A 15,239-nucleotide genomic window follows, 5' to 3' on the forward strand; every position below is an offset into this window, starting at 1 on the left:
CAGGGCGCAGCGCAAAGTGCGACCGTCGTAAAATTTGGTGTCTCTGTTCCCGATGCGTACTGAGTTGATGAAAGGTAGCGCGGCATCGACGACTGCGACGGCGGGTCAGCTTCAATCCAGCTGCTCGGATCATATACGCTGAATACGTTGCCACTGGCGAAATGGCGACACTTGCCGGCAGAAACAGTGCCTCGAGTTCGCCTTAAGCGCTATCACCGCTCCAGTTAATCGGCGCGCTCAGATTTCGGCTTCTCAATGCGCATAGAGCGTTGGCAGGCGACAAACCTTAGCGCCACATCGGCAGCCAACTCACTTTCAACTTTTTGGGCTGACCGCTTGAGTATTTTTATTTATCGACGATTGAGGCAGCAGAACGCATTTCGAATGCGTTCCATTCCGTTTTTATAAATCTTTCCTCCGATATGCTTTTTGGTCATTAGCCACGTAGCAAACTGTTTTTTCTATCTGCCGCATTCAAAAGAATTCGACCGTGACAAACTGTTGATCCGTAAAAAGATCACGGCGAGCAGGCTACGTAAGACCTGCCTGGTTTGAGACACATTAACAAGGACCTCAAGTCACTGTGCCCCGCGTTTCGCTTCGCCGTGAATCCTGACCAGTCACCAACTATACCGATAACCCGCCTGGCCAAACACGCCCTGTCGGTACGCCCCACTGAAGTTTCGCGAGTATTTTACATTCGCGTAAAGCTCAGAATTTTTGCCTGCGCTCGTCGTCACGCCCACACCTAGCTCATACCAGGTCTTGTTCATCCCCGAGTCAAACGACGCGTTGCCAACTTCGGTCTGGCCGGGAGAGAAGAAGTCGTGCAGTACGTTTGCCGTGAAATAGGGTGTGGCCGCACCATCCTTCGAATTGTTGCTGAGATTCGCCGTGAACAAACGGAATCCGAGCCGCCCGCGCAAGGCGTTGGTCGAATTCGCGCTTACCGATGAGATCGCGTCGTTTGTCGCGTTCAGGTGAACGTATTGATACAGCAACTGCGCTTGCGGTTCGATAGCGATGCGGGTCGAACCAAGCACGAACGGCTTGCCGATTTCTCCCGACGCGCCCGCGCCGTAACCATTCTGGGCCGCGTTGTCGCTGTAAATGTCGCCATATTTGTTGTGGTAGTGCGTCAACTGGCCGACACCATCGAAGTAGGTCCCGTCGGAAAGATACTTGGTCCAGTAGCCGCCTACTGACTGCGCTTGCGTCTCAACCGAGCCGGTCGTATTGCTCAGTTGAGCGTTGATATTCCTGGCACTGTCTTCAAAAGACGCCGACGTGGACCCAAGAGTGACCGTCACGCCTGCGTGCGTGCTGCCGCCCGTCGGGGCATTGTCGAGTGTCCAGTCCTTGCCCAGCTGCGCAAAGAAAGTGCGCTCATCGCTTGAAAAACGATCATCAGAGTTCGCATCCAAGCTTTCGCCGCCAATGCGTCCCCAAACGCCGTCCTTGCTGCCGGGTTGCACCGCAGAAAGACTGGCGACGTCGCCGACACGCTCATGGAGCCGCCCTAAAATCGAAAAGCCGTAGTCCAGATTTAGTAAAGGCGTCATCGTATATCCGACAGTTGCGGGACGATAAGCCGGCGCGGCAAGAGAGGGAGGGTTGCCCGGTGCAGCAGGCGTTGCTGGCGTCGTGGGAGGAACTCCGGGCGCCGTTTCTAGAGTAGTCCGCAAGTACCAGTCGCTGGGCGTCGATGCTCCGCCTCGATAAAGGAGATATTGATAAGCGCCCGCTTGTACTGGCGCGCCAAGGGCGAAGCTGCCTGCCGCGGAATTGCCGTTGACCTGCACCAGTTGAATGCCGTCGGCAACCGTTTGTGCACCTGAGCCTGCTTTATTTATCTGGATGGCGGTGTTGCCAGTTGTGTTGCCGTTCACGACGAGGCGGTCGGACTGGGAGGCGGCTCCGCCTTGATTTAACAAGGTGTTCAGGCGAAGCGTGCCGCCAACGCCAGTGTAGTTGCTGCCGACATTCAGCACATTGCCAATGGTATTGCCCGTCACACCGAGTTGGGCCACGCCACGATTCGTAAAATCGCCAGCAATAGTGAACGTTCCGCTCGGGCTACCCGAGGTGAAAGGCAATGCATTGGCAGTAGCAACGACACCGGCATTGTCTACGGAACCCAGCACCGTTCCATACCCGCCGAGCGTCGCGCCGTGTGCGACAGTCGTTGAGCCCGCGCCAATGGTGGCCGATGGATGCGCGCTGTCGCCGACCACGAGGGTCCCGGTTTGGACCGCAGTCCCAGCGTTGTACGTGTTAGCGCCCGTCAGCACCATGGTGCCTGAACCTATCTGAGACACTGAACCAGTGCCGGAAATGGTACCAGCGAAGCCTGCGACATCCGAGCGATCAAATGCAAGCTGTCCGTTGTCGGTCACGTCTCCAACGATGCTCCCGCTCGTGCCGCTGCTGCCCAGTTGCAAGGTTCCCGCCGAGATCGACGTCCCACCGGTATAGGTGCTCGCCCCTGTCAGCACAGTGGTGCCTACGCCCGCTTGATTAACTGCTCCTGAGCCGGATATCGTGCCTGCGTAGCCGGCGACATCAGACCGGTCGAACAGCAGCGTGCCGTTATCCATTACGTCGCCCGTGATACTGCCGCTGGTTCCGCCGTTGCCCAACCGAAGAGTGCCTGCGGCGATGGTCGTGCCACCGGTATAAGTATTCGTACCGGTGAGAGTCAGAGAGCCGGTCCCCGCTTTCGTCAGTTGTCCGGTGCCCGTAATGCCTTGTGCCACAGTCGAAGTAAAAGCCTGCGTGTCGAACGTTCCGCCGGGTGCGTTCACCGAAACCGCACGTGTGGCTGCCAAGTCAAGGTTCCGGGTCAGTTGTAATGTGCCGCCGTTGAACGTTAGGGCACCGGTCGCCGCACCAAGGGCGTTGTCCGCCGCGAGCGCGACGGTGCCTTGGGTGATCGTTGTGCCGCCGGAGTACGTGTTGCCGGCCGGCGCAGTGGGCGCGAGCGTAAGCGTGCCGGCGCCGGTTTTTTCCACGGAGCCGGTACCGTCTAGCAAACCGGTGTATGTCCCCGCATCTGGTTGGACGAAACGCACCAGGCCATTGTCGCTGATCGACAGGGGCAGGCTCTGGGCTCGCGCTTCGAGCGTGCCGCTTGCGTCGACCAGAAGCCTGCCGGTATAACTGTTATTGTTGCCCGTCAATACCAGCGTGCCGGCTTGTACTTCCGAGAGCGTGACGCCGGTGATCGTTCCTGTAAGCGTCCAGGTTCCAGAGTCTTGTTTGTAAAGCGACTGGAACTGCGTAAAATTACCCGGCAAGCTGGAGGCGCCAAGGCCGTTTAAAAAAATACTATTGTTTCCACCTCCCCCACTAAAACTCCCAGAAATTGAAGAGCCGGTATAAAGCCTGAGTACGTCGTCTCCGCCCCCGAAGTTAAGATCACCGATCACTTGCCCATAATTGGTGAAGTCAACCGCGCCGTTGCCCGACGAACCTATGACATTACCTGGGGCCTGAATAATGCCGGTCGGACTATTAATCACCGTGTTGGCGCCTGAGGTGTTCTGAAACCAGATGGCTACCGAGTGCGTGCCTTTTATCAAGCCACTGTTGACGATGCTATTACCCGACCCCTCCACATTTATGGGCTCACCGTAGGCCTCAGTGCCAAGTGTCACGACCTGACCGCCTTGTTGGACCGTCAGCTTGCTGTTGTTAAGGAAATCAATGGCGTTAGCACCCGTGCCGTAAAGGCCTTGGGAGGAAACCGCTGTCGCGCTCACATTTCCACTTACCGTTATGTTTGCGTTGTTTTCGACGCTGATCGCACTCGAGTCACCGACTGCTAAGGACGAGCCGGCTCCTATAGTAATAGTGCGGTTATCTTCGGAAGCGTTCGAGCCCGTTCCGATCATGCCGGTGGCAGGATTAGGCACAGATGCGTCGCAAACTGTCGAAAGACCCGTCGTGTTGCACGCGGCCACAACGTCGGCCGATCGGAAGACCAGGAAAGGAAAAAGTAATATTGTGTAAGCTGCAGAAAGACGGGTCTTGCTTCGGTACGCGGTGGGCATTGGGTGTCTCTTAGATCTGAAGTGCGACACCTTAGTTGTCCATCCAAATAATTTCAAGCAGTTATTCGCTCTTACACCAACTTGCACAAGGGACCAGCCTCGAGTTAGCCAACGTTCCAGAGCTTGCTGTTTTGACCCTACCTTTTAGCGGAGGGTCCTAGCGAACGCCACGAAATTTGCCCAGAAGACAACAGCGTCTTCCACACAATTCGAAGGAAGTGGATGACGAAATGTCACCTCGTACCGCATGTACGGTTGCTTAAAAATGACCTCCAAGGCAGGAGGGGACGGGGGTTGCTTGAACGACCTAGAAGCTTCGCATCGCAAGCGTCTGAAAAGTCCAAAGCGTTAAAGTAGACAAGTCCACGTGTAATAGAGCCGGTGGCATTTGCAAAGCATGTACCGATTCCAATACGAGCTTGAGAACCGTCCTGATAGACTAAGAAGGTAGAATGAGCTCCGTAGGAACGGTTGTCTGCAAAAATTCACCTAGTGGTGTTTAATGCATCAAAGTAGCCAATGTGAGCCATGCGGCTTTCCGCGCCGGCGACTTTTTGATCGCATGGAACTGCGTGCGGCCAAGGAGGCCTTCGCTACCGGCTTTGAACTTCAACTATGCGTTCCGCTCGTAGACATGAAAATTGTCGTTGCAAGAGCGCAAACAACGTTGCGAGGCCGAAGCCTAAGGGCGCAAAAGTCATAGAGCGTCACGAAGCGCAGAAGCGGCGCCTCGCGGCTCGCCCAGATCTCACCCGCGTTCTGTCCCATGCGCTGGAGCAAGCCACTTCACCTGTCGAAGCGACCCTTTATGAACCTGACCGAATGTGGGAAGAGCGACACTCAAGACCAAGCTCGACGCAAGCCCCGGGTCATGATCTATGGCGTCGGCTTCTATGGCATGGAGGCAGTGCGCATCCTGGCTGAAAAAGGTTGGCCAATCGTCGCGGCCGTGAACCGAGCAGGTCCCAAAATTGGCCAAGATTTAGGGCGCCTCGCTGGTCTGAATGAAGATCTAGGGGTCATCGTTCAGGATTGTGAAACTGCCGACTATGCTGCCTTGGGAGCGGACATCGCGCTTGTTGTTCAGACTGAAAGGCTGAGTCTTAACTTGATGGCCTACCAACGTCTTCTTGGGGCTGGCATCAACGTTATCTGCCACGGTTCCGAGTCCTACTTCCCACAGGGCGCTGATCCGAAGTTGGCCGAGGAGATCGACGCATTGGCCAAGCAGGGCAGCGTCACGTTCACGGGCACCGGTATCTGGGACTTCTCGCGTATCTGGCCGGGCATCCTAATCGCAGGGCCTTGCAGTGAACTTCGCTCGCTCAACCATCACAGCCTCACAAACGCTGAGCTAGCGAATGAGCGGATGATGCGAGCCTATGGCGTGGACATGACGCAAGCCGAGTTTGCGCAAAAGGTGGCCAAAGTGCCTGGCCAACTAGGTGAATTGTACAAAGGCATTCCGCACCACGTAATGCACGCGCTTGGCTTCACCATTACGAACGTGACTGAACGGCGGGAGCCGGTGCTATCCGATCAACCAGTGTGGTGCCGCATCCTGAATAGGTTGCTAGACCCCGGCACCTCGCTTGGCCTAAGGATCGTCGCGTCAGTCGAAACCGCCGAAGGTCCAACGGCAAGCGCGCATATCGAATTGCGCATTCTGGCAGAGGGTGAGGCCGAACACATGATGTGGACGGTTGACGGAAGACCGTCATCAAAAATCCGGGTCGACCGCGCGGACGGAGTGCACGCTTCAGCCGCATGCATGGTGAATCGCATCCCTGACGTTATAGCCGCTCCGTCGGGAGTGAGATTGATTTCGCAACTTGGGCCCTTACGGCATTCACACACATAGCGGGGGCTATCCGGCTCCTCGGCTGACTCTCGCGCACTATGGCGAGAAGCATAACGGGCAGTTTTCTCGCGGAGTCCGGATGCGATGAACCGTTGAACAAAGCTCGGAGTGCGCCAGAAAACCCATCGCGGAAATGAGAACGAGTGTCAGGCTAGATAGCACATTCGTTGGCTCACGGAAACTCTAACAGCCCGCACGGTTCCATTTGCTGTCACATTTTGGCAGTTCCAGTGAACGTAATCGGTGTGCGACCGATGCTCGAATGTTCAAACACGCCGTCAAGTGAACGTCGCGTTCAGGCCGAGCCCGGTCCGCCGTTGAACTAGCGGAGTGGTTCGCCGTCGTCCGGCCGAATGTTTGGGGGCAACTCTGGTACTGCGCCCAGACCGATCTCGCACAAAGCATGGACCAGCTTCGCGTGGTCGGCGAAGTCTGGGCAGAAAAACAATATGGCACGGCCCTCGCAATAATCGAGTCATTGTCATTACGCGAGACAATACGGCGTGATCCGCGCGCCCCGGCCTTCGATCGCTTCTTCTCGGCACTGTTCGATATCTATACAAGCGGTGGCAGACGCGGCACCAACCTGCTCGGTGGCTGAGTATTGATCGCTCGGCCCAAATCAGCTGGCGTTGCCGACCATCGCCGACGGCGACAACAGCTCCCGGTAACTCTTGTTTTCATGCTGGCGCGCTGTCTTCCCGTGGTCGATCCACGCTACTGCTGTCCGCGTTTTGAGCCTCGCTTACGCGCTGGCGTCGCGATATCGATCCCCATCGCTGACGCCAAGCCGCGCGATTCTCGCCACGCCGTCTTGACGAACGGATCGGTTGCATCGTACTTCCCGTTGCCTACAGCCATAACCAAATTCTCGTCAGTGAGCGACAGAAGCGCGTTCTGCACCGCGCTCTGGGACACCAGAGTGCCGACCTCGGCGGCGAGGACTTTGTTCGCCTCAGCCGAGTAAAGGCCACCAGCCGGAGCATCGCTCTGGCAGATGCGGTTGAAAACCGCGATCGCGAGATCCCCTAGCCCTTCGACCCGCGTAATCTCAAGATCGGCGGCGGACTGACGCAGCGCCTGCACAATGATGGGGAGTTGCGTATCCGGTCCCAAGTCCGACGGGCTATCTCGAAGCGACACTAGAGCCTTGAGCAACTCCTCGGGCCGGCTGCCGAGTTGCTGAAACGCGTTGAGCGCAGCTGCGAGGGACGGTGACCGCGCGCCCAGTTGCTCGTGCGTCTGAGCCAGTACGTGGGCTACGTAGTCCTCGCCGAGCAGCGGGAATGGCTGCGACACGGCGCCTTGAAACGCCTGATTCCCGCGGATGACCATCTCTTGCACCTGCGCGCGATGCGAGCCCGTTCCAATGATGTACAACCGCCCCGGCATTTTAGGGCTTAGGTTCACTGCGTCGCGAGCGGCCTTCAACGCAAGCAGCAGTTCGTTCCCAGTCGCGCTACCGAGCGCATGCTGGATCTCGTCAATGATCAACACGACATTCGCGTGGGTTCTCTCAACGATTTCCGTGAACACTTTCGCCAAGGTCGGGCCGGACATCTTCCCGATCTGATCCAACTTGAAGCCGAATTTGAAGCCTGCAGCGCCCATGTCGATCGACGAAACGCGTTTGAGATGCCGCAAGACGCGCTCAAACAGATCGGAAGCAGGCGTTTGGAGTTCTCCCACCGTTTGTTGGACCGCCATCGTCACCAGGTCCGCCGGATTTGCGAGCGCCTGGCTCCACAGGTCAGCGTACACAACAATCGCACCCTTCTTCTGTAGAGCGGGGATCAGGTCTTGGCGCACAAAGGTGGTCTTCCCGATACGACGCGGGCCGGAAAGGAACACGCCGGCCTGAAGCTGCGTATCAAGGCCGCGCGGATGGAGAATCTGCTGCGCCATCTCGTCGGCAAGTTGGGTGCGATGGTATGCCATGACCCGCTTATCCCAAATTATTTATCTGAAATAATTATCCATCTCAAATAATTTTTAGTAAAGCAGTAATTTGTCTGATTAAATAAGATTGGGCAGGCAACGCATGATTAGATTGACCAGCGTCCGCGTGTTCGCGACATTTGGCACTCGGCTCACCAGCCGTTCCATCAGTAATTTTCGGCCACGTGACGCGCTCAAGGAGAGATTGGAAATTCAGGTGTCCACGGTGGCGCTAATAAAGTACGGTGCGGTTCAGCACTTTTCCTTAACCACTACCTGTCTGGAGCAGCATGGTCATCTGAACACTTCCCGCTCGCTCGCTTGGCGTTTCGCGCAAAGGACCAATTTCTGCAATCGATCGCTGCGCGTTCAGGTATTGGCCTTGCACTGATTCCCCACTACATTGGACGCAGCGATCCGGCGTTAAGAATCTGCGATCTGGGATCATGCCCACCGAGCAGAGATGTGTATCAAGTAACCCGCCGCCGTGATAGGAACGACGCTACTATCCGGCTTGTCGCCGAGGAGATAGTCGGGATATTTGAGCAGGCCCGCGACCTGTTTCTTTGAAAATCTGCGGTCGTATAGAGGTTTCCGAGTTTAATTTGGTCATCGGCAGTTCGAACTGCAACTGACGCCCATTAAGGGTAGCTACTCCAACGCGCTTTAATGAACATCGCCACAGCAACGGCAAGACACGAGCACGATGCGTGCGGTAGCGCCGTCGCCATTGAGTTAGAGGTAAGAATCACACCCGCATGTTTGGTCCCGGGGGACTGACGCGCGTAAGCGCAAGTGCGGATGTTAAGCTAACCAAGCGCACATTAGGTGTCTTGTATGCCCCTCAGTTGTTCATCGTCAGATGCACGCCCAATCCGAGGGGAAACGTTGAAATGCCACTGTGTTCAATAGTGTCATCGTTGCTCACGACGTTAAATAAAACTTAGAGACGTCCGGGAATCTGAGTTAAAAGTCAGCAAGCAGCCTAGGACGGGCACCGAACACTTCCCGCGGAGTTCGATGCTTCGGTGGTTATTTCGCCATCCTGATGAGGAACGGGTAACGAATTTCCTATTTGGCCGGATTAATATGTCCGCAAATGGGACGGAAACGATGGACCGCCATCGACTCATCCCACGCTTAGCTTTCGGCTGCGTGACCCTTGCATTGCGTCTGGGAAGTCACTTCAACGAAAGTCATCGATTGCCGACACTCAGTCACTGATCAGTGTTCGGTCGCGCGATATACTCAATCGAAGTATGGAAACAGGTTTTCGATAATTCGCACGACAATTGCACAACCGCGTGACTGGCTCAGGCTGAGCGCAGCATCTCCAGCACGCGAGTCATATCCGGCGAGGCCAGTTCGCCATCCGGTTCCTTGCGTGCCAGCAGCAAGTCCATCAGGTCGTTGTCGCTCAGTTCCAGCAGTTGCGTCAGCACGCCGACGTCCGTGTCACTGAGGTCATGCTCATATCGGCTGAAAAAACGTTCGAAGATCAGATCGTTTTCCAGCAGACCGCGCCGCGCCCGCCACCTAAGGCGTGCACGACGTAGAGGGTCGGACTGATGCCCGGAGTCATTCATGACACAGTCCCTATCAGACAGCGCGGCGCACCATCAATTCCTTGATCTTGCCGATTGCCTTCGTGGGGTTCAGTCCCTTCGGGCACACATCCACGCAATTCATGATCGTGTGGCAACGGAACAGACGGTACGGATCTTCCAGGTTGTCCAGACGTTCACCCGTCGCTTCGTCGCGGCTGTCCGCAATGAAACGATAGGCTTGCAGCAAGCCCGCCGGACCCACGAACTTGTCCGGGTTCCACCAAAAGCTCGGGCACGAGGTGGAGCAGCTGGCGCACAGAATGCACTCGTACAAGCCATCAAGCTCGTCGCGTTCTTCGGGCGTCTGCAGACGCTCCTTTTCCGGCGGCGGCGTGTCGTTGATCAGGTACGGCTTGATCGAATGATACTGGTTGAAGAATTGCGTGAAGTCGCAAATCAGGTCACGCACGACCGGCAGACCTGGCAGCGGGCGCAGCACGATCTTCTGCGGCAGGTCGTTCATGTTCTGCAGGCAGGCCAAGCCGTTCTTGCCGTTGATGTTCATGGCGTCCGAACCGCACACGCCTTCGCGGCACGAACGGCGGAACGACAGGGTTTCATCGACAGATTTCAGCTTCAGCAGCGCGTCCAGCAACATGCGCTCGTGCGAGTCGATTTCGATCTCGTACGTCTGCATGCGGGGCGCCGCATCCTTGTCCGGATCGTAGCGGTAGATTTCAAAAGTACGCTTTGCCATTTCGATTCCTTTGCCTTAGAAGGTCCGCGCTTTGGGCGGCACCGATTCGACCGTCAGCGGCGTCATGTGCACCGGCTTGTAGTCGAGCTTGTCGCCTTCGCTGAACCACAGCGTGTGCTTCATCCAGTTGTCGTCGTCGCGCGTTTCGAAGTTGCTGTGCGCATGCGCACCGCGGCTTTCCTTGCGCGCTTCCGCTGAAATCATGGTGGCGCGCGCCACTTCGATCAGGTTCGCGAGTTCGAGCGCTTCGACCTTCGCCGTGTTGAAGACCTTCGACTTGTCCTTCAGATGCACGTGCTTCACGCGCTCGGACAGTTCCTTGATCTTGCCCACGCCTTCTTCCAGCAACGCGGACGTGCGGAACACACCAGCATGTGCCTGCATGGTCGCGCGGATATCGTTCGCGATGGCCTGCGTGTAATCGCCCGACGACGAGTTTTCCAGCACGGCGAGGCGTTCAAGCGCTGCGTCGGCTGCATCGGCCGGAAGGGGTTTGTGCTCCTTCATTTCCTTCGCGTGCTTGATGATGTGGTTGCCGGCCGCACGGCCAAACACCACGAGGTCGAGCAGCGAATTCGTGCCGAGACGGTTCGCGCCGTGCACCGACACACACGAGCATTCGCCGACAGCGTAGAAGCCGTTGACCGGTTCTTCGTAGCCGCCCTTGAGCGTTCCGACCACCTGGCCGTGAATGTTCGTCGGAATGCCGCCCATCTGGTAATGGATGGTCGGTACAACCGGAATCGGTTCCTTGATGCAATCGACGTTCGCGAACTTCATCGCGATTTCGCGGATCGACGGGAGACGCTTCATGATGGTCTCGGCGCCGATGTGCGAAAGGTCAAGCAACACGTGATCCTTGTTCGGACCCACGCCGCGGCCTTCCTTGATTTCCTGGTCCATCGAACGCGATACGAAGTCACGCGGCGCCAGGTCCTTCAAAGTCGGTGCATAGCGCTCCATGAAGCGTTCGCCGTCCGAGTTGCGCAGGATGCCGCCTTCGCCGCGCACGCCTTCGGTGATCAGCACGCCCGCGCCGGCCACGCCGGTCGGATGGAATTGCCAGAATTCCATGTCCTGCAAGGCGATGCCCGAACGCGCGGCCATGCCGAGTCCGTCGCCGGTATTGATGAACGCATTGGTCGATGCCGCGAAGATCCGGCCCGCGCCGCCCGTTGCGAACAACGTGGTCTTGCCTTCGAGGATGTGGACGTCGCCCGTTTCCATTTCCAGCGCGGTCACGCCGAGCACGTCGCCGTCGGCGTCGCGGATCAGGTCCAGCGCCATCCATTCAACGAAGAAGTGCGTCTTGGCCGCGACGTTCTGCTGATACAGCGTGTGCAGCAACGCATGGCCGGTACGGTCGGCCGCGGCGCATGCGCGCTGAACCGGCTTCTCGCCGTAGTTGGCCGTGTGGCCGCCGAACGGACGCTGGTAGATCGTGCCGTCGGCGTTGCGGTCGAACGGCATGCCCATGTGTTCAAGTTCGTAGACAGCACCGGGGGCTTCGCGGCACATGAATTCGATCGCATCCTGGTCGCCGAGCCAGTCGGAGCCCTTGATGGTGTCGTAGAAGTGATAGTGCCAGTTGTCTTCGCTCATGTTGCCAAGCGACGCGCCAATCCCGCCTTGCGCGGCCACGGTATGCGAACGCGTGGGGAATACCTTGGACAGCACCGCGACCGACAAACCCGCACGAGCGAGTTGCAGCGAAGCGCGCATGCCGGAACCACCTGCACCCACGATCACGACGTCGAAACGGCGACGCGGCAGGGACGTTTTAATTGCAGCCATTCTTTACACTCTCCAGAGAATCTGTGCCGCGTAGCCGATACAACCGACCAGCCAGAGGATCGTCGCCACTTGCAGGAGCAGACGCAAGCCGACCGGCTTCACGTAGTCCATCCAGATGTCCCGAATGCCGACCCACGCGTGATAGAAGAGCGAGAGCAGGGCTACGAAGGTTGCAAGCTTCATCCATTGCATGGCGAAGATCGACGCCCAGCCGTCATACGAAAAATCGCGTGCACCGAAAAACCAGAACAGCAGCACCAGCGTGTACAAAGCCATGACAACGGCGGTAATGCGCTGCGCGAGCCAGTCACGCAGACCGTAATGCGCGCCCACTACAAGGCGCTTGGGACCGATTCGGTTGTTGTTATTCGCGGCCATTGTCAGAAGGCTCCGAAGAGTTTAAGCGCAACGACGATTGTCAGCAGGGTCGACACCGTCAGTACCACGATGGACGTCTGCTTGCCGCCTTCCTTGCTTACTGCACGGTGCGTATCGAGAAGGAGGAAACGGATGCCGGCGCAGAAGTGGAACAGGAAGGACCACGACAGCACGAGCACGACGAGCTTGACGAGAGGATTGGCGAGAAAGCCCTTGAATGCATCGAAACTGATTTCCGATGTCAGGCTTTGGTCCAGCAGATAAAGCAGAAACGGTAGCGCTACGAATAGAAGCAGACCACTGATGCGGTGCAGAATCGAAACCTTTCCCGCTAGCGGCAAGCGGTAGGTTGCGAGCTGAGCAAGTCCGATGTTCCGGTACTCAGGCCTTGGTTTTTTTACAGCTTCAGCCATGCTAGACCCCTTACTTGGACGAGACTGATCTATTAACCTCATCGCAGTGCGTGCTCAAATGAGTGGCAACAACCCATAGTGTCGCAACGGTGATATTCTGTCCAATATCTATCATGTCTTCCTGAAATACCTTAAAAAGATATCGCATGGAACTACGTCACATTCGGTATTTTTTGGCAGTTGCTGAAGAGAGCAATGTCACGCGTGCGGCCGAGCGGCTGGGCATCGGTCAGCCGCCACTTAGCACACAAATTCATGCTCTAGAGAAGGAGATTGGAACGAGGCTATTTCGCCGCACCGGGCATGGCGTGGTTTTGACCGACGCTGGCAACGCTTTTGCGACCGATGCGAAAAGGCTTCTACAAGACGCACGGCACGCTGTTGAGAAAGCGCAGAGCGCAGCTCGTGGAGAACTGGGACAACTTAACATTGGGTTCACAGGCTCGGCTGCCTTTAACCCAGTCGTATCGAAGTTAATTCAAACCTATCGACAGTCATTCCCAGGCGTCAAGCTAACTCTCGCGGAGGGCAACACCGCCCAGCTTCTTGACCTTCTGCACGACGGCAGCGTCGATGTTGCTTTCGTCCGTTTGGGAGGCGAGTCACCAACCGGCGTTCAGTTAGATCATATTGCTACCGAAGCTATGAGGGTAGTTATTCCGAGCACACATCCACTAGCTAAAAAACGGCGGGTGGCGCTCTCGGACCTTTCGCAAGAGCCATTTGTTTTACTCCCGCGGGTAGTTAGTCCGACACTGCATGATGTCATCTTGGACGCGTGTCGTAACGCAGGGTTTGTTCCGCGCGAGGGGCAGCAGGCCCCACAATTGTCATCCGTAGTAAACCTCGTTGCGGCAGGATTCGGGGTCTCATTAGTACCTTCGTCTGTTTGTCAGATCCGAATTGATGGTATTGCATACGCCGATGTGCTTCCGCCAAACGTATCGATTCGCCTCGCATTGGCTTCACGTTCAGACGATAGCGACGTTAAAACAAATAACTTCGTCGCGATCGCCCGTGGGTCATCCGGCTGACGAAACCTGGTCTGACTCCTTTCTCCCGACGCGAGTGTTTCGGAGCTTTTGATGTCGACAGATATTGGCGGGTCATGTTCAATGTGTCCCAGACGTGCATAGATGAACGGGCCACAGCATTGGCTTTCGCCGGCTTTATTATTGTTGGAAAGGAAGCGACTGTGCGAGTGGGAGCGCCAATCCCTTGCGCTAATCGCGACCCTTATGCCGCGCTCGGCGATAAAACGAATTAGGCGGCTTGACTCTCTCGTGCGATTCGTAAGACGACCGAGAGCCAGACCAACCAAGACGATTCAAAAGTTGAGATCAAAGATCGGCTACTGGTCTTCAGTAACGACGAAGGACGCCCGATCCTTGCCTGTGATGCGATGGGGTTCTCGTCCCAGGCCACTCCAGAACGCACCCGAATCTGGGTCATGATAGGAAGGGCCACTGTCAACGCGTCCCTTCCGTGTTTTATTTGTCGAAAACAAACCATCCACCTTGAATCGGCCCCGGCAATTTTTGCTTCGATCTCGGTAAGTGCTGATGCCGCAGCCACGTCAAGGGCCGCGGCTATCTGGTAATCGAGCTCTAACGCCCGAGCCAACAATTCTTTGTAGTTCGAAGCCGTTCCTCTCTTTCTCTAAGATCGATTTCCGTACGGTAGCTACTCATGCAGACTCAGGGCTATAGCGAGTGCTGAACTGCACGTGCCGAGCCGGATATATCATCCCCAACGCCTGCGATCGTATTACAGCCTGTCAAGGTAAGAAAAGCACCCAAGACCGATACAATTGCCAGAAGACGTCCGAATTTTCTCATTATCAAAACTCCATTGCGGCTTCCGGCCGCAGTACGGGGCGCGCGTGCGCCATATTTCCGGTATCCAAATGCAACATAAACTCCGCGGAGCATGCAACGACCTTCCGCGCGGATCCACTCAAAAGGCTACCTTCGTTACCCATTTTTTCGCCTTAATTGCCATTTTACATACGGTATAGGTCCCATCTTAAATTTCGCCGGCGCCAACAATAATTGGCCTTTGCATCCACCGGTGATATTGCCAATGGCGCCGCTGTTTTGGTGGTATCGGCGCACGATTGCTGGCGACAGGTGGTTGCGCAACGCCATGTAAAGGTCTCGATCGCCACGATGGTGTGCTTAACGCAAATTTGCAATGTTCTGACGTTCGCAAATGGCTGACGCTGACGCCGGTCATGCAACGACCGGCGAAGCGAAAATTCGATGGCTACTGTCAAACGTCGCCTCACCGATGTTTCCTCCTGGACCTCGCAACCAAATTTCGTGAGCTATTTATCAGCCCATCGATTTGTTCTAAAGGTGCGAGGGCGCAAATAGCTGAGCCGCTTTCGCCGAAATTTTTATGGCTTCACGCGGACGACACCACTTGCGTTTGTAAAAGTCGGCCCCATGTGATTTTTCCAAACATCCGGAGGTGTTATGCGCGTTACGAAGGTCTTGA

At 56.4% G+C, this 15,239-nt stretch carries 10 protein-coding genes; 3 read left to right on the forward strand and 7 right to left on the reverse strand.

Translation table 11 applies throughout. The annotated features are described in order from the left end of the window. Nucleotides 1–620: 620 nt before the first annotated feature. Nucleotides 621–4,052 (reverse strand): autotransporter outer membrane beta-barrel domain-containing protein, encoded by a 3,432-nt coding sequence (locus AXG89_RS25925; protein ID WP_062173817.1) that lies wholly within the window; start codon nt 4,050–4,052, stop codon nt 621–623. Between the two features lie 808 nt (nt 4,053–4,860). Between AXG89_RS25925 and AXG89_RS25930 the strand changes: the two genes are divergently transcribed. Both AXG89_RS25930 and AXG89_RS25935 read left to right on the forward strand, forming a co-directional pair. Continuing rightward, entirely contained in the window at nt 4,861–5,913 is a 1,053-nt protein-coding gene (locus AXG89_RS25930) for an NAD(P)H-dependent amine dehydrogenase family protein (RefSeq protein WP_062173819.1), read from the forward strand. A 403-nt stretch (nt 5,914–6,316) separates the two neighbouring features. After that, a complete protein-coding gene (locus AXG89_RS25935; RefSeq protein ID WP_062173821.1) occupies nt 6,317–6,514 on the forward strand; it encodes a hypothetical protein in 198 nt (65 codons plus the stop codon). Nucleotides 6,515–6,630: 116 nt separating this feature from the next. Here AXG89_RS25935 and AXG89_RS25940 read toward each other — a convergent pair whose 3' ends face one another. The 6 genes from AXG89_RS25940 to sdhC form a co-directional block, all read right to left on the reverse strand. Further along, nucleotides 6,631–7,851 (reverse strand): ATP-binding protein, encoded by a 1,221-nt coding sequence (locus AXG89_RS25940; RefSeq protein WP_069638445.1) that lies wholly within the window; start codon nt 7,849–7,851, stop codon nt 6,631–6,633. Nucleotides 7,852–9,164: 1,313 nt separating this feature from the next. Beyond that, nucleotides 9,165–9,437 (reverse strand): FAD assembly factor SdhE, encoded by a 273-nt coding sequence (locus tag AXG89_RS25950; RefSeq protein ID WP_056362818.1) that lies wholly within the window; start codon nt 9,435–9,437, stop codon nt 9,165–9,167. Nucleotides 9,438–9,450: 13 nt separating this feature from the next. Next, a complete protein-coding gene (locus AXG89_RS25955) occupies nt 9,451–10,155 on the reverse strand; it encodes a succinate dehydrogenase iron-sulfur subunit (RefSeq protein ID WP_031362534.1) in 705 nt (234 codons plus the stop codon). 15 nt (nt 10,156–10,170) lie between these two features. Then, entirely contained in the window at nt 10,171–11,949 is a 1,779-nt protein-coding gene (gene sdhA / locus AXG89_RS25960; protein ID WP_062173823.1) for a succinate dehydrogenase flavoprotein subunit, read from the reverse strand. A 3-nt stretch (nt 11,950–11,952) separates the two neighbouring features. Further along, nucleotides 11,953–12,327 (reverse strand): succinate dehydrogenase, hydrophobic membrane anchor protein, encoded by a 375-nt coding sequence (gene sdhD, locus AXG89_RS25965; RefSeq protein ID WP_062002455.1) that lies wholly within the window; start codon nt 12,325–12,327, stop codon nt 11,953–11,955. A gap of 2 nt (nt 12,328–12,329) precedes the next feature. Then, the gene (gene sdhC, locus AXG89_RS25970) at nt 12,330–12,740 is read right to left on the reverse strand and encodes a succinate dehydrogenase, cytochrome b556 subunit (protein ID WP_060818444.1); all 411 of its coding nucleotides are present in this window, start codon (nt 12,738–12,740) and stop codon (nt 12,330–12,332) included. 146 nt (nt 12,741–12,886) lie between these two features. Here sdhC and AXG89_RS25975 point away from each other — a divergent pair, with 146 nt between their 5' ends. Next, nucleotides 12,887–13,774, forward strand: coding sequence for a LysR family transcriptional regulator (locus AXG89_RS25975; protein ID WP_062173826.1), 888 nt, complete (start codon nt 12,887–12,889; stop codon nt 13,772–13,774). Nucleotides 13,775–15,239 lie beyond the last annotated feature (1,465 nt).

It is taken from the genome of Burkholderia sp. PAMC 26561 (assembly GCF_001557535.2).
Classification (GTDB): Bacteria; Pseudomonadota; Gammaproteobacteria; order Burkholderiales; family Burkholderiaceae; genus Caballeronia.